Source organism: Staphylococcus sp. HMSC062A01 (genome assembly GCF_001836805.1).
Taxonomy (GTDB): domain Bacteria; phylum Bacillota; class Bacilli; order Staphylococcales; family Staphylococcaceae; genus Staphylococcus; species Staphylococcus haemolyticus.
The window spans coordinates 42058-65953 of record NZ_KV830638.1 but is presented as its reverse complement, the minus strand read 5'-3'; the positions used below and the strand labels follow the sequence as shown (position 1 = coordinate 65953).

Sequence of the window (23896 nt, the reverse complement as noted above, 5' to 3'; positions counted from 1 at the left end):
AAATTGCTATATTTTAAAAATCAGTTTGTTATACTTCGAGTTAACTAACAAAGGGGGCCATTTTATGACCACTAATACAAAAGAAAGAACATCTTTAGTTAACAAATTTCTAAATGGTGTTGAAAAAGCTGGTAATAAATTACCAGACCCTGCAATGCTTTTCTTCTTAATGTGTGTTGGCTTAGCCGTTATCACTTGGATTGTGTCTCTTTTTGATGTGTCAGTGAAACATCCAGGAAATGGAGAAACCATACATATAAAGAGTATTCTTAGTACTGAAGGTATCGCTATGATTATGAATGATGCCGTTAAGAACTTCTCTGAATTTCCTGCGCTAGGACTTGTATTAGCAGTGATGATTGGTGTCGGTGCTGCTGAGAAATCAGGATATTTTGATAAGTTAATGATTTCAGTTATTAACCGAGCTTCAAAGCGAATCATTGTACCTACAATCATTTTAATTGGGATATTAGGAAGTCTAGCTGGGGATGCAGCAACAGTCATTTTACCCCCACTAGCAGCAATGATCTTTATTAAGATTGGCTATCACCCAATCGCCGGTCTTGCAATGGCCTATGCTTCTTCATTAGGTGGTTTTGGTGCAAACTTTTTAATTGGTATGCAAGATGCATTAGTCTATGCATTTACTGAACCAGCGACGAAGATTGTTTCAGATAGCGTCAAGATTAATGTGGCTATGAACTGGTACTTTATTGCCGCAAGTGTCATCTTAGTAATTCCTGTTATCTATTTCACTACAACAAAGGTTGTTATACCACGTTTAGGCGAATATGATGCGAGTCAAGCAAATTATGATGAAGACGAGGAAACATCATCTCATATTACACCAACTGAAAATAAAGCATTATTCTGGGCGAACATGTCATTTCTTTTACTGATTGTTGCCCTAATCATTTGTTGTATTCCAGAAGGAAGTTGGTTAAGAAATGCTAAAACAGGCAGTCTCATAGACGATTCACCCTTAATTAATGGTGTTGGTTTAGTAATTCTTGTTATTTTCTTAATTCCTGGGATGGTCTATGGCATTTTGAGTAAACAAATCAAGAACTCGAAAGATTTAGGTAGTATGATTAGTGACTCTCTTGGTTCAATGGGATCTTTCATATTAATCGTATTCTTTGCAGCTCAATTATTAGCATTCTTGCAATGGAGCAATCTTGGTATTATTGTATCAGTCTATGGCGCCAAATTACTTCAACATCAAAATGGTATCGTGCTTATTATAGGCATCATTATTCTTAGTAGTTTTATTAACTTAATTATAGGTAGTGCATCGGCTAAGTGGGGTATTCTGGCTCCAATCTTCGTACCGATGATGATTTTACTAGGTTATCATCCTGCATTTACTCAAATGATTTATCGTGTAGGTGATTCAATTACAAACCCAATCACACCGATGATGCCTTATATGCCACTTATTCTATCTTACGCGCAAAAGTATGATAAAAATATGAAACTAGGTTCCCTACTTTCAAGTTTAATGCCATACACCTTTGCGTTAGGTGTCGTATGGACATTATTCGTTATCGCTTGGTACTTACTAGGCATTCCATTAGGACCAGGTGGACCTGTTAAAATTCCGAAATAATATAATAATTAAACATAAAATTTTAGCCATGTAGATGTGCACAAACCTCCTCTATCTCCGAGGAGGTTTATTTTTATGTAATCCCTTACAAAATTTTTACTAATTACTAAATATTTATCGCAGTCTCCCTTTTTCAAAGTGTTATATTACGGTAAAATAAAGGTATAGAAGTGTATTTTAATCAACATTATTCTAGTCATATAGGAGGACACGATGGAAGAACGAATAGGTTTAGTAGATATTGGATCAAATACTATCAGATTAGTTATTTTTAACTTTACTAAAGAATCAGGAATTAATGAATTGCTCAACATTAAGACGCCTGCACGACTAAGCCAATATCTCACTAAAGATAATAAAATGAGTAAAGAAGGCATAAAAGTACTCATTGATGCATTACACAGTTTTAAATCTGTGTCTGATAAATTCAATGTAACTGAATTACATCCGATTGCTACTGCCGCAATCCGTCAATCTAAAAACAATGATGAAATTGTCAAAGAAGTTAAAAATGAAGTTGGTATTGATATTAAAATCGTACCCGAAGAAGACGAAGCTTACTATGGTTACTACGCAATTACTCACACTACTGAAATTGAAAACGGAGTATCCGTCGACATCGGTGGCGGTTCAACTGAAGTAACGTTATTTAAAGATAAAGAGTTATTTGAATCACATAGTTTCCCTTTCGGTGTCGTAACACTTAAAAGAAAGTTCTTCAACGACAAAGATGATAACGACAAAGGTGCCATTAAAGATATGGAGAAATTCCTATCTCAACAATTTGAATCTTTAGAGTGGTTGAAAGATCAAGAGGTTGCACTTGTAGGTGTCGGTGGTTCCGCACGAAATGTAGCTCGTATCCATCAAGCCGAACATTCATACCCTATTGGCGGTGTACACAATTATACAATGACGAATAAAGATATTGATGAAGTCTTTGATATCATTCGTAAAAGTGATCGCGATGATTTAACCAACCTTGACGGCCTAAGTCGTGACCGTGTAGATATTATCTTACCAGCTGTATCAGTGTTTAAAACGTTGTATAAAATTGTAGACGCTAAACAATTCACATTCTCTAGAAATGGTTTACGTGAGGGATATGTCATGAAGCAAGTACATGAACGCTATACTGATGTCTTCGATAAAAATAATGTACGTAAAGAATCAATTCATTTCTTAGCACGTGAATATAAGATTGAAGATGTTAGTTCACAAGCACGTCTTAAATTAGCTAAATCCTTATTATCACAATTAATTGATATCGCTGATTTAGACATCAGTGATAACGATCAACGTCTATTTGAAGAAGGCGCTTATATTTACTACCTAGGTAGCTTTATCGATTCAGATTCAAGTTCTCCACACACGTACTACATCATTGCTAACTCTATGATTAACGGTTATACACATAAAGACCGTGTTAAATTAGCGCTACTCGCCAGTTTCAAAAATAAATCACTATTGAAATTCTATTGCAAAGAAACAGATTGGTTTAGCAATAAAGAAGTAGATACGATTCAAGCACTCGGTGGCATCATTAAATTTATCAACGCTTTAAATATTTCTCAAACAAGCTTCGTAGTCGATGTTGAATTGAAGAAAATGAAAAAAGGCGACGAGGACTATCATTTAACTGTTTTTTATACTGAAGGCGAGCCTATTGCAGAAGAATATCAAGCAAACAGACAGAAAAAACATATTGAAAAGATACTTAAAGGAAATGTTTCCATTATCTTTACAAAATCTTAAAACAAGTATGCTATCTTAAACTTAGGATGTTATGCCTTTTACTTACTAATTGAAAAGAATAACGCATATTTGAGGAAATGACGAGGTGTATTTGGAATGCAAACTCAATTGGGAGAAAATGATATTAGCTTACCGCAATACTACAACAACCGCGAACTAAGTTGGCTTGATTTCAACTATCGCGTACTTCAAGAAGCATATGACAAAAATAATCCGCTACTAGAGAAATTAAACTTTATATCTATTTTTAGTTCTAACTTAGATGAATTCTTCATGGTTCGCGTTGCAGGTTTAAAAGACCAAGTTAAGATGGGCTACGACAAACCAGAAAACAAAGCACAAATGACACCACAAGAACAAGTTGATGCCATCCAAGAAAAAGCTAAAAAATATGTTGATACACAATATGAACGTTATAACGAATTAATGACTGAACTTCAAGATTATGAAATAGTGATGTGTGAACCACATGAATTATCTGAACCTTTATTAAACAAATTAGAAAGAGATTTTAAACTAACGATTCTGCCAACTTTAACACCACTTGGCATTGATGCGTATCATCCTTTCCCTAAACTTAATAATAAAAGTTTAAACATCTTCGTAGACATTGATACTGAAGATGCGATTAATTCAGCAATTGTTCAAATCCCGTCACTCATTCCAAGATTCTTAACTTATAATGAAGGTCCTAAACAATATGTGGTTATGGTTGAAGATGTTATCACATATTTTATCAATTATTTATTTACTGGTTATGAAATATTAAATACCTTCACATTCAGAATCACAAGAAATGCCGATTTGACGATACATGAGGATGGCGCTGAAGACTTACTTATCGAAATCGAACGTTTCCTTAAAGAACGTAAGAGTGGTTCAGCTGTACGTCTGGAAGTTGATGGTCGTACTGCAAATCCAGATGATTTAGACTGGCTTATCGAAACATTGGAAGTTGATAAGCAAGATGTTTATTTCTTAAATGGACCATTGGATTTAACATTTATTTTCGGCTTAGTCGATCACCTATCTCATAAATTAAACTATTTAACTTATGAAAAATATTCACCACAGATTCCACGTTCTTTAGGCAATAATAATTTATATGAACTTGCATTAAAACGTGATATCTTCTTCCATCACCCATACGAATCTTTCGAACCGATTGTTGACTTTATTCGCGAAGCTGCGGACGATCCAAATACAATAGCGATTAAACAGACATTGTATCGCGTTAGTAAAGACTCACCTATTATTAAGAGTTTAAAAGAAGCTGCTGAAAAAGGTAAACAAGTAACCGTACTTGTAGAATTGAAAGCACGTTTCGATGAAGAAAACAACGTACACTGGGCACGCATGTTAGAAGATGCAGGTTGTCACGTTATATATGGTATGACACATCTTAAGACACACAGTAAAATCGCTTTAGTCGTTAAACGTATCGGTGGCGAATTAACATCATTCGTTCACTTAGGAACAGGTAACTATAATGACAAGACTGCGAAACTCTATACAGATATGGGTATTATCACTACAAATGAACAAATTGCAGAAGATGCCATTAACTTCTTCAATTATTTAAGTGGGTACTCAGTAAAACCAGAATACAATAAATTAATCGTAGCACCATTTGATATTCGTGATGTCTTTATCGATCGCATTGATAAAGAGATTAGCAGTCACCTTCAACATGGCAATGGTAAGATTATGATGAAGATGAACTCACTTACGGATAAAGCCATCATTGAAAAGTTATTCGAAGCATCACAAGCCGGTGTGAAGATTCAACTCATTATTCGTGGTATCTGTTGCTTAAAACCAGGTATTCCTGGCATAAGTGAGAATATTGAAGTGGTAAGTATCGTTGGTCGTTTACTAGAGCACTCTCGTATTTATTACTTCCATAACAATGGAGATGAACGCATCTATTTATCATCAGCTGATGTAATGACACGTAACATGATTAAACGTGTAGAAATCTTATTCCCAGTTGAAGATAAAGAAATTGGAAAACGCCTAGTCGACTTCATGGACTTACAATTATCTGATAATCAAAAAGGACGCTACCAAGATGAACATGGTCATTATCACTATGTGGAAAATAACTTATCACCATTAAATTCACAAGTCTATTTAATGCAAGAAGCAATTAAATATGGACAAGAACTTAAGAAACGTTCAGCTCAACCATCAGGTATGCCAGTTGTATCTAAACGTCGTGCCAATTGGATGAATCGTATCCGTCGTTCTCTAAAGAAATAACATATAAAATAGGCAATGGTCGCTCATGACCATTGCCTTTATTTTTGTAAACAATTTTATTTCTCAGGGTGATCGTACCAATGATTTAAGAATTGGTAGAGAACATCACTATAGGTTTGTAGTTCTGATGCTTCTATCTTCTCATCGACGCTATGTGCCTCTTCTAAACTACCAGGTCCATATAAAATAGTTGGTATACCAAAGTGTGCTGTCCAACCACCATCAGTTACAGTCGTACTCATACCATGCTTTAAATCAGTTCCATGAACAGTTTGATGCGCTGACTGTAATTGTTTAAATCCAGGATGTTCAGTAGGAATGGTGAAGCTAGGGAAGATTTCACCTTTGTCTTCAATCATTGATTCACCGCCCCATTCAAACTTCAATGGATTCTCCCGAAGCCAAATATCAGCCTCAGCCACACGATTCAAGTAATCTTCTATTTCTGCAACTACATCTTCATATCGCTCGTTTGGCAAATAATGAACCGTTATCCATAAACGACATTCATCTGCAATAAATGCCGGATGCCGTCCACCTTCTATCACTGCCGGGTTAATGGTATTTGCACCTGGAGGCATACCTGGACTATGTTTCATTACAGCCCAGTGCTGTTCTAATTCGTTTAGTGCGTGAATAATTTTTGTCATTTTTTCAATGGCACTCGCACCAAATAGCCCACCACCAGCATGGATGGTTTGACTACGCGCACCGTCATGAATGGTATTCTTACTTTTCACCGTAATCCAGCCGGTAATCACACCACCTTGACCAAGCGCCATATTCTCACTGGTATCTAACACAAGTGCTAGATCAGCTTTAGGTCCAATTTCACACGCAAGTTTCGTACCTGCTTCACCTACTTCTTCTCCTACAACCGATTGCACAATAATATCGCCTTTCGGTTGGCGTCCTTCTTGATGTAACTTTTCAAGAACATAAAATAATGACGCCATACCACCTTTCATATCACTTACCCCACGACCATAAAGCCAGTCATCCACTTGGGTTAATTCAAACGGCGGATACGTCCAGTTTGAATCATCATCTACTGATGCCACATCTACATGGCCATTTAATATAAGTTTAGGTGCGGAAGGGTCACTCCCCTTCAAAGTCGCGACAATGACACTATCATCCTTATAGAGTTGTTCCCGTTGAATACTAGATCCAAGTGCTTTTAATAATTCTTCAATCTCATCTTGCAAAGGGTCTGTATTACGTCCAGGTGGACTCTCCGTATTATAGCTAACTAATAATTCTAATAAGTTATAAAGACGTTTCTCCATCTTTGTCACTCCTCCAAATCTTAGTTATCCCCACTATCATCCTTCATTATCAGTATACCATTTTAATATAATTTTACATTATCTAAGTACTTAATGTCCTAGCCTCTCTATAATCTACTACACTGGTCGTACTGTCACTTCGTTCACATTAACATGTGCAGGTTGTGTTAATGCGTAAATAATCGCATCTGCAATATTTTCAGGATCTAGTTTCTTACGACCACCAAAGTCACTGCGTTCTGTCATTGGTGTATCTACCATTCCTGGTAATATGCTTGTTGTTTTAATCCCTGTTTTTGCTAATTCTTTTTCTAAACCATTAAAAATCATCAGTACAGCAGATTTTGTAGCACTATATAATGCACTTTCTTTAGATACTTCATTCGCAGATATAGATGCTAAATTTACCACATGTCCTGACCCCTGTGCTTCAAACTTAGGTAATATCGCATTGAGACTGTATAGAAGTCCTTTAATATTCGTATCAACCATTGAATCCCATGACTCAACTTGATAGTCTGTGATTTTAGATGAACCCATTACACCTGCACAATTTACGAAGATATCCACATGTCCAAATACATCGATGGCTTTTGCTACTAATGCATCTACTTCTGCTTGGTTTGTCACATCTGTAGGCACAATATGTATATTGTCTTCATTCATATCTTTCGCTACCGTATTCAATTTATCATGACTACGTCCTGCTAGTACGACTTTAACACCTTGCTTCTCAAGTGCTTTTGCTGTTGCTGCTCCTATACCACTACTTGCACCGGTAATAATTGCTACGCGTCCGTTTAATTCTGTCATTTCACTTCATCCTTTATTTTAGATTCATAAAATACATTACCTTATTTAAAATGCATTAAACCTTTAAGACAATTTCCAGGAAATATTATTATGAAAATACTAAGATGAATTGTAATCTCTATGAAAACGTATTAAAGTTAATATATGTAATTAAATCATTGGGCATATAGAAAGATAGGAGGATACACAATGACATTTGATGAACGTATTCAAGCGTTACGTGCTGAAAAGAGTAGAACAAGTTTCTCGTTTCATTTCATCGATTTATATAGTGAAGAAGAATGGATGAATATGAGTGTGAAGCAACGTACACGCCAAGAGAGAGAATTTATCGCACAATTGGATCAAATTCCACGTGTAAGAATGCCATTCTCTAGTCAAGAAGGCTACAAGTTTAAGTTATATAATCAAGAATATCAATATAATGAAGTTAAGAAGAATTTCAAAGATTTATAATACACTGAAGCCCGTATCTTACCATAGAGATACGGGCTTTCAACACATTATTCCAGAATGATTAGGGGTATATTTATGGTATGCCTTCGACTGCTCACCAACGAAGGCATATAAGGTTCTTGAATGTTAATAGGAGGCCATTCAATTTGTATTAATTTGTAACGAGTGTTTTACGTTCGAGTCCATAGTAATATAGTCGTTCTGCATCAATATATGGAATTGAATCGATAGTCAAGTAGCCATCTTTAATATCACCGATCATTCCTTGATTAACACCAGTTTTCAAATAAATGTCGTAACTGCCTTCATCAGAAAAAACAACTTCTTCAATTACTTTTCTCATCAGTATCACTTCCCATTACTTATTCCTTACAATTCTTATCATACACCCTTTTAAAAATTTTTAAAGTCTTTTGTGATACTTTTCACAAATAGTTCATTTTTTGAAAATGAAAGTAATTGAAGGGATTTATGTATGTGGAATATAGATGTCATCATTACATAATTTTATAACTCAATTTGTTACTATGCTTGACTACGTATAGTTACAGTCAAAAGTCCCTAAAGATAAATATTTTACCACCTATATATTGTTAAAATTACATAAATTGATATTATTAGACAAAATATTGATACTAACCACTATTAAAAAAGATTCAATTCCATAGTATAATTAACTCACATTAGATCGATCTGATGTATGAGGGGGATAATAAGCTCTCAACTGATAAAATTCGTTAGAGACGCATCTTAACTGGAGAGTAAGGTGGGTCTCTTTCTTTTTCAATAAATTTTAAATGAAGTAAAAAGATTGATATTTTTAGCTAAAGATTTGATATTACGACAGGTATTCTATCTGAATAATATATTGTACAATTTAAGTGTATTAGATATACATCTAATACATAGAGTTTTAGAGGAGGTTGGGAAGTATAACCATTACATATTATATTTCCCAAAAAGCTCATCCTAGCGGAAACTGAGATGAGTGGAATTTATACTTCTTGAAATATATGTTCATAATGCTCGTGACAAGTCAGTCAACGCAACATGAATCAAACAGCCAAGATTACGTAATCCAAAGAAGAACCCATAATTCTTTACCATATGTCAAGTGTATTATGAACTATATTTTTAGGAAAAAAGCTATTACAAAATTTTTAATTAATACTTACTCTCTGATGCTTTAACTAAGTATTAATTAAGTCGAAATGTCTCTAAAGAAGTATAGGTGCGATGTTTTTCACATCAAAGATGAACCCCATAAACATTTAAGCTGATCACTTAAGTGTCTATGGGGTCTTCTTTTGTATCATTATATTAAAATCCTAATTCTTTAATAAACTTAATGAGTTCATCTTTCATCTTTGGATCTTTAAGTGCATATTCAATCGTTGTTTTAACGAAGCCTAATTTTTCTCCAACATCGTAACGATCACCATCAAAGTCGTATGCATAAACTGGAATATCACTATTCATACGTTCAATCGCATCAGTGAGCTGAATTTCATTTCCAGCGCCTTCTTTTTGTGTTTCAAGGTAGTCAAATATCTCAGGTGTTAAGATGTAACGTCCCATGATGGCTAGATTTGAAGGTGCTGTACCTTGTTTCGGTTTCTCAACAAATTGTTTTACCTCGTAACGACGGCCTTCTTTTTCTAATGGATCAATAATACCATATCTATGAGTAACGCTCTCTGGTACTTCTTGAACACCAATGACTGAATGACCTGTTTCTTCGTAAATGTTCATCAATTGTTTGATAGCTGGTGTCTCTGATTCAACGATGTCATCACCTAACAAGACTGCAAATGGTTCATTTCCAATAAATTGACGAGCTGTATGTATCGCATGTCCTAATCCTTTTTGTTCTTTTTGTCGAACGTAGAAGATGTTTGCTAAGTCCGTAGAATATTGTACTTTCTCAAGTAGGTCATCTTTTCCTTTTTCTTCTAGAACCATTTCTAATTCTTTTTGATTATCAAAATGATCTTCAATTGCGCGTTTATGTTTACCAGTTACGATGATAATATCTTCAATTCCTGCACGAGAAGCCTCTTCCACTATGTATTGAATTGTAGGTTTGTCTAGAATAGGAAGCATTTCTTTTGGCATCGCTTTAGTAGCTGGTAAGAATCGCGTCCCTAAACCAGCAGCAGGTATGATTGCTTTTTTTATCTGTTTCAAACTCAAGTAACTCCTTTGCACATTCTGTCTTTTATATCATTTGTTAGTTTATCACTCTTTTGATTTCTTTCCTAGCAATAGCTTATTAATTTAACTATGGGAGGTACAGGCACTACACTTGTGGTGCCATTTAAGTATGCAAATTTTTATTAATATATTCATTTTCAAACTGTTGAAAATTGTTAGTAGAAAACCTATTTGTTGAACTAAAAAACACTCACCATTTTGCAGTGAGTGCTTTTATAAAAGATTCTTATACAAACAAGCTAATAAATAATATAAAGATGATACCTGATACAGAGATGATTGTCTCAAGTAGTGACCAAGTTAGGAATGTTTCTTTGACGGTTAATCCGAAGTATTCTTTAAACATCCAGAATCCTGCATCATTTACGTGAGATAGAATAACGCTTCCTGCTCCTATTGCAAGTACAACGAGTGCGACATTAACATCTGAGTGTTGTAATAATGGTAAAACGATACCTGTTGTAGAGATGGCAGCTACTGTAGCTGAACCTAATGCAATACGTAATACTGCTGCTACTATCCAAGCAAGTAAGATAGGTGACATTGTAGAACCTTCGAACATTTTTGCGATTGTATCACCCACGCCACCACCAATTAATACTTGCTTGAATGTGCCACCACCGCCAATGATTAAGATCATCATACCAATTGGATAGATGGCATTTGTAACTGACTTCATAATGTCGTCCATCTTTCTGCCACGGTTCAAGCCCATTGAGAAGATAGCGAAGATAACTGAAATTAACATCGCAGTACCAGCCGTACCTATGAAGTAAACAATTTGTTCAAATAAATTTTTAGCTTCCTCGTGACCAGTGATTAATTGAACAATAGTCGAAATTAACATTAAGATCACTGGCAATATTGCTGTAAATAAACTTAATCCAAAACCTGGCATTTCAGATTCTTTAAATTCTTTTTGAGAACCCAATGCTGAGATATCACCTTCACGAGTGTATGCTGAAGGTATAATTTTTTGTGCAATTTTATTAAATACAGGTCCAGCAATAATCGTTACTGGAATTGCAATGATGATTCCAAATAGCAATACTTCTCCCACATTCGCTTTTAGTTCTTTAGCGATAACGACCGGTCCAGGGTGTGGCGGTAAGAAACCATGTGTTACTGATAAAGCTGTCACCATTGGTAAACCAAGTTTTAAAGGTGATACTCTTGCACGTTTAGCAATCGTAAACACTAACGGAATTAATAAGACTAAACCTACTTCGAAGAATAATGCGATACCTACGATAAATGCTGCAATCAACATTGCCCATTGCACGTGTTTAGGTCCAAATTTAACAATCAATGTGTCAGCAATTCGATTGGCACCGCCACCATCTGCAAGTAATTTACCAAGCATTGCCCCTAATCCAAAGATTAATGCAATGTGGCCAAGCGTACTTCCCATTCCCGCTTCTATAGTTTCCATTATTTTATTTAATGGCATACCTAGTAGTATAGCAGTCACGACAGAAGTGACGATTAATGAAATAAATGTATTCAATTTCAAGAATATAATTAATGATAGTAGTAATAAAATCCCGATAACAACACTGATAAGTGGCCAAATATCTCCAAGCATAGTGAATCCTCCCAATGTTTTCTTTTTTTAATTAATTGATTTACTTCATGTGCTTACGTTGAAAATCTGCAATTTCTGCATAACGTTCTTCTAATGAGCGACTTAAATTAATAAAGATTGATACTAACTGTTGATACACTAGAACGGTTTCTGAATCAGGTTGATGTGCATTCGTTGTCCCGACCATTTCTTCAATAATTGAGAAGTCATCAATTTCCCCTAATGATTTCAAACCTAATACACAAGCGCCTAAACAAGAACTTTCATAGCTTTCAGGCACGATAAGGTCTGTGTCGAAGATATCTGCCATCATTTGACGCCACACTTCACTCTTAGCAAATCCTCCTGTCGCTTTGATTGTGCTTGGTGTTTCGTTCATTACTTCTATAAGCGCAAGATAAACTGTATAAAGATTATAGAGTACACCTTCTAAAGCAGCACGAATCATATGTTCCTTTTGATGCGAGAGTGTAAGACCGAAGAATGAACCACGTGCATCGGCGTTCCATAATGGTGCACGTTCACCTGCAAGGTACGGATGGAAGATGAGACCTTCTGCACCTGGCTTAACCCGACTTGCGATTTTAGTCAGTACATCATATGGATCAACGCCTAAACGTTTGGCAGTTTCAACTTCACTTGCAAGGAGTTCATCTCTTAGCCATCTCAGAACAACTCCACCGTTGTTTACTGGTCCGCCAATGACATAATGTTCTTCGTCTAGTACGTAACAGAAGATACGTCCTTTATAATCGGTGCGAGGTTTATTAATGACTGTTCGAATCGCGCCAGATGTACCGATTGTGACAGCGACTTCGCCTTTTTTATAACTATTCACTCCTAAGTTAGAAAGAACACCATCACTTGCACCTACAATAATAGGTGTATTCTCATCAATGCCCATTAAAGTTGCATAGCGTTTCTTCATACCTTTAAGAATATGTGTCGTAGGTACCAATTGTGGTAATTGTGCTTCAGTGATACCCAACAATTCAAGTGCCTCTTTATCCCAGTCAAGTTTTTCAAGATTGAACATGCCAGTAGCTGACGCCATTGAGTAATCGATGACATATTTTTCAAATAGTTGGTAGAATATGTAAGTTTTTATATCTGCGAACATGGCAGTTTGTTTATAAATATCTGATTGTTCATGCTTCATCCAGAATATCTTAGATAATGGTGACATCGGATGAATTGGAGTTCCTGTACGTTGATATATGTCTGAGCCATAATATTCCTTATTAATTAGTTTTGCGTATTTACTCGCGCGATTGTCTGCCCATGTAATACTTTCAGTCAAACGATGATGTTGTGCATCGAGTGCAATCAGACTATGCATTTGTGCACTAAATGAAATTAGTTTGATGTCTTCTTTTTTTATATTTGCTTCTCTAACAACATATTTCACAGTCATTAGTACTGCATCAAACAATTCGTCAGGGTTCTCTTCAGAAACATCTACATTTGGGGTATGTAAGGGGTAACCAATGTTGTGTTTCATTATGAATTGTCCATTTTCATCATATAATACTGATTTCGTACTTGTTGTCCCTATGTCAACACCAATCATGTATTTCATATTATTCCTTCTTTCTTCTATTTATCTTAGCCAGAAACTTTCAATGTCTTCGCCAACATCATCAAAATTTAAGTGAAAGGCTTCTCTTAATTTTGTAGAGTCATAGTGTTCTACCGCTTCAATAAACACCTCATGGTTACTATGAATGCGTTCAAAATCTTCTTTATCTTGCTCCATGCGATGTCTCATAGATAGTAATACGAGTGTTTCGATTACGGGTTTCAAATGATTCCAAAATGCTTGTAAATATTGATGGTTGGATGCGATAATCATGGCTTCATGAAATTGAATGTCATGTTGTGTAAATGCTTCAGCATCTTCGAATTTAACTGCTACTTTCATCATTTCAAGGTGCTTACGCATCTCTTTAGTTATAGGTGCTCTATCAGTGTGTTTGATCTTAGAGAAGGCAAATGACTCTAACATTAAACGTAAATCATAGAGTTCTTTCTTCTCTTGATCACCAAACAGTAAAACTTTAGCTCCCATGCGTTCTAATTGAATAAGTTGATCCGTCTGTAATAATTTGAATGCATCTCTAACAGGGGAACGACTAACATCAAATTGTTTTGCGACTTGATTCTCAGTAAGTAGCGTATCTACTTCGATTTCCCCACTCACAATTTGCAATCGTATTTCTGCTGCGACACCTTCTCCTTTAGACATGCCACCAAGCCATTGTTCTGGATAACCTTCTTTCACATCTTTCACTCCTATTGACTCAATTACAACTTGTATACAAGTATATTAATATATACGTTTCGTTTTTGCAAACGCTTTCTTTTTATAAATTTAAAAAACCCGGCCACAGATGGACCGGGAAAACCATGATTAAAATTCTATTTCTTCTCTTCAGAAACTTCGATGCAGTAATGTGTTTCGTGACACTTAGGGCATTCTAATTTACGTGTCTGCATAGTATGTCGTGCCAAAATAAACTGTTTCAATGATGGCTTAAACGTATATTGGCAATTGGGACACAGATATGAAATATTTTTATAATAATATGTTGTTAATCCAACGGCATAGGTTACTAAGATAGGCACTATCGCAATAAAAGGTTTACTCGAACTTCTCAATAAACTTGCGATTAACACTGTGTATTGAATAATGCCAATGACACCTGCGCTAATCCATACTTTACTTTTAAACGATTTCAATGTAGTAGATTGTTTCATTGCTTTATCTATGTCAGATAAATGATTTATTGGAGCGCTTGATTGACTTGAAATATATTGGTCAACGTTGTTCAAATGTTTTAGTGCTTTTGTTTGATTATATATACTTGTCTCTAATTCTTTCTTATTCAGTTGCAACATTGCTTTAAGCGTCTGCATATCGCTATCCTCGTAAAGTAGCGTTTTAATTTCATCCAATGTACAACCAAATTGCTTTAACAAAACTATCAACTGTAGTTGTTGTATATGATCATCATTGTAATGTCTACGATTTGATTCTGATGCACGTTCAGCTGTCAATAAGCCTTTACGATCATAATATTGTAGTGTTCGAACTGTAACTCCTAAATGATTGGCTAGCTCTCCAACTGTATAATGTGACATAGTGTCCACCTCCTACATTGAATCTACCTCATGACGCTACGTCACGAGCAAGAGATTTTTACACATAGCTTAAAGTAAGTCTGAAGGATGTCTTATTTGTCTTCTATCCAATCTTTAATATGATCGACAATGCCTACCGTACCATTTGGTAATTGTTCAAGGACAGAAGGAAAGTCCATATGGCCGATACCTGGATAGACGATTTCTTTCGTTTCTCCTCCATAGCGTTTATACTGCTCCATTGTCGCTTGTGAATCAGTATACGGAATGATTTCATCATCTTTGCCAGAGATAAATAATAACTTAGGAAATTGTTCAATTTCTTCAATATCTGGAAGATAATCAGCTTTAATTGTATAAATTAAGTCTGTAATGATTGTTTTAATTGGGGCGACGAATGATAAGATATCTAGTCCGTTTTCTTTTCGTGCGTAGACCGTCTTTTTTAAAATATATTGTGGCAAATTTTTAATTGCAGTAATTTCATCTTTAAAGTGATCACGTTTACTATCTGTAGAGAACAAACGTGCTAGCATACTTGTGTTTGGTGTAATTTTAGCTGCGCTGCTTAAATAAACAAGGTGCGATATAGGCAATGTATTAAATTTCAACAAACGTGTGCCAATCATACCACCCATCGAGTAACCAATGACCATGACCTTTTCAAGTTGTTGTGACGAAACAATTTGTTCCAAAACGTCTTCAATTCGTTCAGAGTAATCATCTAATGTGTGATTATTGCGATCGATACTTGAGCTTTTGCCACGGCTTGGACAGTTAATATAGATCATCTTATATTCTCTAAAGTACGGTTCAAACATCGTCATAATGCGGTAGGTCATGATTGCCCCATGTAAGAAGACAATTGCCCTATTTGAAGTTTGATTCCCGGCAAATGCCACTTCGACTTGTTCGTTATGATAATTTTTCAATTGATAAATTTGTGTTTTGAAATATTTTCTGTTCATAATCAACCTCAAAAATTGCTATATTACTAAATTATTATTTTATCACAAAATTATCAAAACAGAGGCAAATTAAAAAGTATAACTTATAGAATTGTTGCAAGTTACGTACAATTCATCAAGTTATACTATAAACTAATCGTTTTAGTTATTATCTGAAATAGCAGAATGAATCGATTGCATTTTAGATTCTACATCTGCAATTTCAAGTGCACAGTCTTTTAACATATCACTATAATCATCCGTACTCGCATTATTTTTATAGCGAATTTTATGCTCTAGACTTGCCCACATATCCATACCAATGGTTCTAATTTGAATCTCCACTGGAAGCTTTTCAACTTTATTTGATAAGAATACTGGGATAGACACAACAATATGTAAGCTTCGATAGCCGTTGTCTTTTGGATTTTTAATATAGTCTTTACGTTTTAGAAGTTTGACATCCTCTTGTTTTAATAGCATCTTTTCAATGACATAAATATCCTCTAAATAGTTACAAACAACGCGAATACCTGCAATATCTAATATATGTTCACGAGCACTTTCTGCACTAATATCTAGTTGTTTGCGGTGCAACTTTTTAATTAAGCTGTTCATTTCTTTCACACGGCGTTCCATATGGTGAATAGGGTTGTGTTTATAAACGTGATTGAAGTTGTCATCTAGAATATCTAATTTTGTACTGATTTCTTTTAAGGCTGAGGAGTATAAGTGGTCCAGTTCTACGAAGCCAATAAGTCTATCAAAGGCTTCGTCTCCATCTTTAAAATGATGTAAGTTATCTTTAAATTCACTTCGTAATTCTTCTATATACAATGATGGTTTTCTTTCTACATACATAGTATTTCCTCCTTAATCATCACTGTATATTATAGCGAATTGCAAAATGAACTAAAAATAATACTCTTTGATTTCACATTATTTTTAACAATTAAATTTATAATTAAAAATGCAAACCTTTATATTGAACAATGCGTCTAGACATAAAGGTTTGCAACTATTAATTATGATGATTCATTCTTATTATGTTCGATGACTTTTGTACCACGATTATCAGCGATGTCTTGTGCGCGTTTAGTGGCCTCTGCTTTCATCTCAAACGTATCAGACGCTTGTTTCGCACCTTCTGTTTTCACTTTCCATTCATCATCTTCGAAATAGACATGTACATTTTCGTCATTTAGTTTTGGATTTGCAGATTGATCTTTTTTGTGTTGGGTAATGTGTTTATGTTTTAATTCATCTAGCTCATCTTTCGTCGCATCTTTATACCAATCTTTAGCTTGCTGTGTAGCAATCGGTATAACATCCCCTTCTTTATAACCATCTTTTAACATAGCATTACCAATATCAATTGCTTTCTTACGTTCTAATTCATCGAAGTTCTTCCACGTGTTCGGATAATCATCCATCGTCCAAGGCATCCTATCAAACTCCTTTTTAACTTGATAGTTTGCTTTACCACTATCGTTTAGAGTGAAACTTGCTTATTGGACTATGCTTTAATCGCCACACCATTTTCAACATCATCTATATCTTTACGTGTATGCACACAATTATTTTGTAGTCTCATTAATGCCGATTTAATGTAATTATATTGAGGTAAATCGGAGAGTTCATTAATTTCAAGTCGGCTTTGAAGTTCGAAATGTTTCGCTAAATTTTCAAAAGTAACTAGGTATTCTCCCATTTTCTGATCTGAAATACGTTGACGTTGATGATCTTGCATCGCACGCATTAACATAAAGTTAATCTCTTCCAAGGCAAATATACTTGGATAATAATAACGAATTACTTCTTGATTAGAGAACAATTCATCACTTGCTGAATTGTTGATTTGAATCATGTTACTCATTTTCACTGAAAGTGCTAAACTTTCATCTCTTTCACGTAAATCATCTTGGTAGTGATTCTCTGAGAATAAATATTGGAAGATTACCGCTTCCTTACGAACCACTTCTGCAATCGTTCGTGGTAACATGACAGACGCTGTTTGACGGTTAATAAGAAGAATTCCGACAACTGCAATTGCTATACCGATTAATACATCAAAGATACGTGTATAGGCAATTGAAATTGAAAGGTTATCTGATGCTAAACCATTTAATAATATAACTTGGATCGTGATAAATATAACTGCGAACGCATAGTTTGAACCTACAAATGTTTCAGTGACCATCGCTGCAATACCCATTATGATAACGGCAATGATTAAGTGTGGATTGAAATACAATATAGCTGATAAGACAAGTGTTCCTAAGATAGTACCTAGTCCACGAGCAACAGAACGGTCTAACATACGTCGAGTTGTCATGCCTAATAAGACTGTATGTGCTGTTAATGGTATCCAGTAAGATTTTTGGATATTAAAGGCTAATGAAATAAAGATTGCTACTGCCATAATGACGGCGTAAATTAATGTATTTCGAAATACAATCGAATCTAATGTTAAATTATGAATGATACGTTGACTATATAACGGTTTACGAACACTTGCTTCATGTTCAATTTGACTTGAATCTAAGTTCGTAATTTCATCAATTTTCAAGATATATTGTAATAAATCATCAAATGCTTCATCTACATGAACTTCTTTTGCCCACTTTTCACGAGAGGCTGTTGTTCGATATGCATTTCGTATCGCAACATCCATCATTTCAACTAATTCATTTGGTATAGGGCGTATACCTTTTTCATGTAGTTCCAATAATTCTGAATATAACCCCTGTGCCGATGTGTGGAGTAATAACAGTCTTTGAAAGCGCGGACTCAATTTCTGGTTCACTCCAGCCGTAGCAGTGATTAACAATTCATCTGAATTTTTAAACTGTGTTACCGCTGTTTTTGTACTTTCTTTAAATTTATCGACATCATTATAATTGTGCATTAATTCTTTAATCATGTTAAAGTCCGAATTAATCGCTCTATTTTCGATTTTTTGTTTTTGGAAAAGTATTGTCAAGATGACTACTAATGTAGCAATCGCACCACCAACAAGAATTGCTAAACCACGGTATAACGCTTCATTTGGTGCTATTGGCAAGTTACTTGGTAAACAAAACGTTACAAGAAAGAATGTTGAAGATGGTCCTGCAATCTTCAATGCACTGAAGATGTAATATGGGATGACTGTAACTAATAATAAGGTTACGCCATATAATATCGGCTCAGTAACTGTAAGTGTGCCCAGTATCATACATACTGCAAATGACAATGAGCATACGATAACAGTTCTAATCATTGAGCGGGGTGAACTTTTGAACACATAGATATGCGCCAACGTCCCAGTCGATACAAGCAATCCTAATGCAAAATTGCCTAGGAAATAACCTAATAGTGCTGGGATAATTAATAACAAGCCTTGTCTGACACCCTTCATCAGATCAACTTTACTTGTGTCAAATGTGATAAGTGAGTTTAAAACATTTCCCAATGTTATCTTTCCTTTCTATAAAACATACATATTTAATGGTAACACTTTTTATTAAGTTATATGATGACCATTGTCTAATTTACAAAAAAGGTAGGATTGAAATTATATCTGTGACATAGATTTCAAATCCTACCTTAGTAATGTATATTATTATGAAAATTTCTTTAATTATTTGGCTTCCGCAACATCGATGACTGGTTTTTCTGTAATATATTTGCCGATATTTTCGCTGAACACTTTAAAATGGTCTGAGTGGTTGTGTGCTTCAACCGCATCTTGATCTTTATAGTTCTCTACGACTACGAATGTATTTCGTTCAGTTACATCTTCATAGTGGCTATAAAATGTATTTCCTTCCTCTTCACGTGCATGTTTAACTAAGTTCGTCATTAAATCTAAATAGGCTTCACGATGTTCTTCACTTACTTTAAGTTTGGCATTAATAATAATCATACATTTCACCCTCAATTTTGTGATTAATTTAATACTATTTTACCATTTTCACTCATACATAAAACAATAATGTGACTTTAAGCTTTAAACACATTTTATTATATTTTCTCAAAATAGACATTTAGTGAATCTATGTTCCAAAGCACTTAGCAAGTAATGTAATTAAATAAGCCAGTAAATGAATTAATTAAAATCCACTTACTGGCTAGATTCTAGGAATGATTTCCTAGCTTATATGAAATTATTTTAATTCACGACTTTCATCTTTAATCAATGGTTTGTCTGGTGATACAAACAACCATAAAATTGCTGCGATGACTGCTGGAATAATTAATAATTGGAAAGTCATTGTCCAACCAAGTGATGCAACCAACGCACCAGCTAAGAATGGACTTAATAATGCACCAATGTTACCCCATAAATTCATCCAACCAGATACTGTACCGGCAAAGTTTCTACCAATGTCATTAGCTGCTGCCCAGCTCATACCCATTGATATACCCATACCACCTAAACCAAGTGATAACCAGAAAATCGTTACGTATAAATTCTCAGTATGTACTGCAAAGAAAATTGAAATTGCAAATACGATGAAACCAACAATGGCAATTAAACCTCTTGAAACGAATCTTGATTGTCCGCTGCGTAAAATTTTATCTGAAATCGCACCAGCAGACAAAATTAAAATAAACATGATAAACCAAGGTAATGAACTAATAGTCATGTCTTTAAATTCAACATGATATTGTTCAGTTAAATAAGTTGGTAACCAAATTAAGAATAATGAAATAACGAATTGTACTACAAAGTATTGACCTGCAATCGCATAGAAACTTACACGACGGAAGAATTGATTCCAAGGTGGTAGTGATTTACTTGTTTGAACAAGGTCACGATTCTCCATAATGAAATGTTTCTCAGCGTCATTAACCATACGGTGTTGCTCTGGTAAGTCTTTCGCAATGATTCCCCATAGTATTGCAATTAAAATACCTACAGCACCGAAGATGTAAAATACAGCTTGCCAATTAAATGCATTTACAATAGCAATAGTAATCACAGGCGCTAATACAGGTCCAAAATAAGAACCAGCGAGTAACATACTAGATGCTCTACCTTTCTCATCTTTAGAGAACCAGTTTGCATTAAACACAGCGTTTGATGGATACATTGGCGCTTCACCAACACCGAATAAGAAACGCACTAAATATAATAAACCGTGATGTTTAATCATACCTGTAAAGATAGTGAAAGCACTCCACCATACTAAAGCGATTGTAATCATCTTACGAGGTCCAAATTTCTCAGCTAACATACCAGAAGGTACTTGCATTAACGCGTAACCTAATGAGAAGAATGAAGCTAATAGACCAAATTGTTGCTTTGTCATATGTAAATCTTCCATCATTTGTGGGGCAATATATGAGATGTTAGATCTATCCATGTAAGCAATAACACCTATGATAAAAAATGCTAATGCGAAAAACCAACGAACACTACTTTTCTTTTGTCTTTGTACCATATCCTCTTTTTCCTACTTCCTTTAATTTGTTGATTCTAAATATGTTGTCTAATATAATCACGAGACTCCCTATTTGTAAAAATAACTCCCTTAAAACCCTTACCATCATAAGGTTTCAGCATTTATTTTTAATAATATTACCAGTTTTTGAAATCGTTTTCAACATCTTATTTAAAAGTTCTTTTATTAAATTGTAGATCGTTGGTTACTTTATTCACTAAATTCGTATTTACGCTTTGTAATCTCAATATTCATTAAAATTTGAACTCCATTTAAAAAAATTGTAAAATGAACTTGAAATGAAACGCTACTCATCATTATTTAAAATTAAATAGATAATTTATCCACTGGAAGTGCCTTTGTTTAAGGCTGAGAGTAAAGAAAGAACTTTATAATTCCTGGAACCTGATCCAGTTTGTACTGGCGTAGGAAAGTGGCTTACACATATCGTTACATAGATACTAACGCTATTTCCTACTAAGGAGATAGCGTTTTTTCATTTATTAGGGGTGATAGACATCTTTATTGCGATAACAACTTATAAACATTTAACAGAAGCAGACTTACAACACTTCATTGAAATTAATAAAGGCATCGATGGTTTACTCTTTCGTACGCCTATGTCTAGTGATGATTTATTTTCCTTTTTAAAAAAATTAATCGCTGCTGGCTTTCCAAGAAACAAAATTATTATCCATAGTGATGTTGACTTATTAGAATCCTTAAAACTTAAACGCTTGCACTGTCGTGAAATGGACACATTAGCGTTCGATTATAAAGCACAACATCCTGATGTTGAAGTAAGCATGTCGACGCACACTATTAACTCTGTGAAACAAGCTTTTAAACATCAATTAGATTATGTCTTTTATGGTCATATCTTTACCACGGCTTCTAAGCCAAATCAGCAGCCTAGATCAATGTCTGAAATCAAAGCCGTGTTACAAGTTCCGATTCCAGTCTATGCCATAGGAGGTATTACTGAAGATACGATACAACGGCTTCCAAATGGCTTTGCAGGAATTTGTGCAATTTCTTATTTTATGAGCGCATCTTTACAACAAATTCAACATCTACGAAAGGAGTGGTTGAAAGATGCATGACGTACTTATTGTTGGTTCTGGTGTTATCGGAATGTCCATTGCGAGACACCTAAGTCATACGCAACTCGACATTGCAATTGTCGACCGTGATATACCTGGTAAACATGCTTCATATAAAGCTGGAGGCATGTTAGGTGCACAAAATGAATTTACAGAAGACAGTGACTTATTTCGTCTCGCTCTAGAATCACGTGAATGCTTTCCTGAATTATGCGAAACACTCCAAGATGAAACTGGAATAGATATTCAATATCAATCATCTGGATTGATTAAAATCGCAAATCAAATTGAAGATGTTGAGCATTTGCGCTCACAATTTCAATTCTTACACGCCTTAGATGACAATGTAATTGAACTATCAGACGATGAATTAGCAGATTTAACCGATGGTAGTGTGGTTGCATCTGAAATGGCAATCTACATTCCAAATGATGGACAAATCAATGCAAATCATTATACGAAAGCATTATTTAAATCCTTACAACAGCGTCGTATTTCGCGCTACTTCAATACAAATGTAACAGATATTATTCGCCATAATGGTTACTATCAAATCGTTTCATCTCAAGGTGATTTATATGCGAAGAAAATCATTGTCGCAGGTGGTGCATGGTCATCTCAATTGTTAAAACAATATCAATTGCCTCGTGAGGTTGTCGGCGTTAAAGGTGAAGTGCTTCTAGTGGAACATGACGATTTAAACTTACAGCAAACGGTATTTATGACTAATGGATGCTATATAGTTCCGAAAGCGCCTAATCGTTACTTAATTGGTGCTACTAGCGAATTTGATAATTATTCTGTAGGTAATACGGAACAAGGCGTCTTATGGTTAAAACACTATGCGACAGAACGTATACCTAAACTTGCAAACGCACGTATCATGAAGCAATGGTCTGGCGTACGTCCATATACCAATGGCGAATTACCAATTATGGACCGAGTTGACGATGGATTATATGTCATTACCGGTCATTATCGAAACGGTATTTTATTGTCCCCTGTTATTGGTCGTGACATTGCAAATTGGCTATTAACTGGAGTCAAACCATCTCGCTATGAATCTTTCAATGTCTCAAGGAGGTTAAATCATGAAATGCATTATTAATGGCGATGCATTCACATTCGACACTGAGCAATCAATTCATCAAGTGCTCATCTCTCTAGAATTAGACCCAGAACGTGTCATTGTTGAACATAATAAAACATTAATTAAACAAGAAGATTATCATCAACACACGGTACGTGAAGATGACCAATTAGAATTATTAGAATTTGTTGGAGGCGGATAAA

Annotated in this window: 21 protein-coding genes and 1 riboswitch; of the genes, 7 read left to right on the top strand and 14 right to left on the bottom strand. The window is 34.9% G+C overall.

The genetic code is table 11. The features are described 5' to 3' along the window. Window positions 1–64 precede the first annotated feature (64 nt). From HMPREF2715_RS08765 to HMPREF2715_RS08755, 3 genes are all read left to right on the top strand, one after another. On the top strand, window positions 65–1609 hold the full coding sequence (locus HMPREF2715_RS08765) for an AbgT family transporter (protein ID WP_016930774.1): 1545 nt from the start codon (window positions 65–67) through the stop codon (window positions 1607–1609). 213 nt (window positions 1610–1822) lie between these two features. Further along, entirely contained in the window at window positions 1823–3364 is a 1542-nt protein-coding gene (gene ppx, locus HMPREF2715_RS08760) for an exopolyphosphatase (protein WP_070839869.1), read from the top strand. Window positions 3365–3460: 96 nt separating this feature from the next. Next, a complete protein-coding gene (locus tag HMPREF2715_RS08755; protein ID WP_070581914.1) occupies window positions 3461–5626 on the top strand; it encodes an RNA degradosome polyphosphate kinase in 2166 nt (721 codons plus the stop codon). 56 nt (window positions 5627–5682) lie between these two features. On the opposite strand, the gene HMPREF2715_RS08750 is transcribed toward HMPREF2715_RS08755, so the two are convergent. Both HMPREF2715_RS08750 and HMPREF2715_RS08745 read right to left on the bottom strand, forming a co-directional pair. Beyond that, entirely contained in the window at window positions 5683–6915 is a 1233-nt protein-coding gene (locus tag HMPREF2715_RS08750) for an acetylornithine deacetylase (RefSeq protein WP_070581912.1), read from the bottom strand. Window positions 6916–7032: 117 nt separating this feature from the next. Further along, window positions 7033–7728 carry an SDR family oxidoreductase gene (locus HMPREF2715_RS08745; protein ID WP_070581910.1) on the bottom strand — a complete coding sequence of 232 codons (696 nt, stop codon included), beginning with the start codon at window positions 7726–7728 and terminating at the stop codon, window positions 7033–7035. Between the two features lie 189 nt (window positions 7729–7917). Between HMPREF2715_RS08745 and HMPREF2715_RS08740 the strand changes: the two genes are divergently transcribed. Further along, window positions 7918–8184 (top strand): DUF1413 domain-containing protein, encoded by a 267-nt coding sequence (locus HMPREF2715_RS08740; RefSeq protein WP_037535652.1) that lies wholly within the window; start codon window positions 7918–7920, stop codon window positions 8182–8184. 151 nt (window positions 8185–8335) lie between these two features. Here HMPREF2715_RS08740 and HMPREF2715_RS08735 read toward each other — a convergent pair whose 3' ends face one another. From HMPREF2715_RS08735 to HMPREF2715_RS08680, 12 genes are all read right to left on the bottom strand, one after another. After that, window positions 8336–8527 carry a hypothetical protein gene (locus HMPREF2715_RS08735; protein WP_011274908.1) on the bottom strand — a complete coding sequence of 64 codons (192 nt, stop codon included), beginning with the start codon at window positions 8525–8527 and terminating at the stop codon, window positions 8336–8338. Window positions 8528–9504: 977 nt separating this feature from the next. After that, window positions 9505–10371 carry a UTP--glucose-1-phosphate uridylyltransferase GalU gene (gene galU / locus HMPREF2715_RS08730; protein WP_070581908.1) on the bottom strand — a complete coding sequence of 289 codons (867 nt, stop codon included), beginning with the start codon at window positions 10369–10371 and terminating at the stop codon, window positions 9505–9507. A gap of 253 nt (window positions 10372–10624) precedes the next feature. Next, entirely contained in the window at window positions 10625–11983 is a 1359-nt protein-coding gene (locus HMPREF2715_RS08725) for a gluconate:H+ symporter (protein ID WP_070581906.1), read from the bottom strand. A 40-nt stretch (window positions 11984–12023) separates the two neighbouring features. Beyond that, window positions 12024–13562, bottom strand: coding sequence for a gluconokinase (gene gntK / locus HMPREF2715_RS08720; protein WP_070441657.1), 1539 nt, complete (start codon window positions 13560–13562; stop codon window positions 12024–12026). A gap of 21 nt (window positions 13563–13583) precedes the next feature. Then, on the bottom strand, window positions 13584–14264 hold the full coding sequence (locus HMPREF2715_RS08715; protein ID WP_070441654.1) for a GntR family transcriptional regulator: 681 nt from the start codon (window positions 14262–14264) through the stop codon (window positions 13584–13586). A gap of 137 nt (window positions 14265–14401) precedes the next feature. After that, window positions 14402–15124: a MerR family transcriptional regulator gene (locus HMPREF2715_RS08710; RefSeq protein ID WP_070441651.1), complete on the bottom strand. Its 723-nt coding sequence runs from the start codon at window positions 15122–15124 to the stop codon at window positions 14402–14404. A gap of 92 nt (window positions 15125–15216) precedes the next feature. Then, complete coding sequence (locus HMPREF2715_RS08705; protein WP_070441648.1) at window positions 15217–16092, bottom strand: alpha/beta fold hydrolase; 876 nt, start codon at window positions 16090–16092, stop codon at window positions 15217–15219. A gap of 141 nt (window positions 16093–16233) precedes the next feature. Beyond that, window positions 16234–16932 carry a GTP pyrophosphokinase gene (locus tag HMPREF2715_RS08700; protein ID WP_037538902.1) on the bottom strand — a complete coding sequence of 233 codons (699 nt, stop codon included), beginning with the start codon at window positions 16930–16932 and terminating at the stop codon, window positions 16234–16236. 164 nt (window positions 16933–17096) lie between these two features. Continuing rightward, entirely contained in the window at window positions 17097–17516 is a 420-nt protein-coding gene (locus HMPREF2715_RS08695; RefSeq protein WP_053025346.1) for a DUF2188 domain-containing protein, read from the bottom strand. A 71-nt stretch (window positions 17517–17587) separates the two neighbouring features. Beyond that, on the bottom strand, window positions 17588–19525 hold the full coding sequence (locus tag HMPREF2715_RS08690) for an FUSC family protein (protein ID WP_070839866.1): 1938 nt from the start codon (window positions 19523–19525) through the stop codon (window positions 17588–17590). A gap of 168 nt (window positions 19526–19693) precedes the next feature. Beyond that, window positions 19694–19978, bottom strand: coding sequence for a putative quinol monooxygenase (locus HMPREF2715_RS08685; protein WP_037550272.1), 285 nt, complete (start codon window positions 19976–19978; stop codon window positions 19694–19696). A gap of 241 nt (window positions 19979–20219) precedes the next feature. Next, window positions 20220–21500 (bottom strand): pyruvate MFS transporter, encoded by a 1281-nt coding sequence (locus HMPREF2715_RS08680; protein WP_070441639.1) that lies wholly within the window; start codon window positions 21498–21500, stop codon window positions 20220–20222. Between the two features lie 339 nt (window positions 21501–21839). Continuing rightward, a riboswitch (TPP riboswitch) is annotated at window positions 21840–21949 on the top strand. Between the two features lie 63 nt (window positions 21950–22012). Between HMPREF2715_RS08680 and HMPREF2715_RS08675 the strand changes: the two genes are divergently transcribed. The 3 genes from HMPREF2715_RS08675 to thiS are packed head-to-tail and all read left to right on the top strand — an operon-like array spanning window position 22013 to window position 23895. Then, on the top strand, window positions 22013–22603 hold the full coding sequence (locus tag HMPREF2715_RS08675; RefSeq protein ID WP_070441687.1) for a thiamine phosphate synthase: 591 nt from the start codon (window positions 22013–22015) through the stop codon (window positions 22601–22603). Beyond that, the gene (thiO, locus tag HMPREF2715_RS08670) at window positions 22596–23711 is read left to right on the top strand and encodes a glycine oxidase ThiO (RefSeq protein ID WP_053025343.1); all 1116 of its coding nucleotides are present in this window, start codon (window positions 22596–22598) and stop codon (window positions 23709–23711) included. Before HMPREF2715_RS08675 ends, thiO begins: the two co-directional genes overlap by 8 nt. Beyond that, a complete protein-coding gene (gene thiS / locus HMPREF2715_RS08665; RefSeq protein WP_037550281.1) occupies window positions 23695–23895 on the top strand; it encodes a sulfur carrier protein ThiS in 201 nt (66 codons plus the stop codon). The genes thiO and thiS overlap by 17 nt, the downstream gene beginning before the upstream one ends. The last annotated feature ends 1 nt before the right edge of the window (window position 23896 follow it).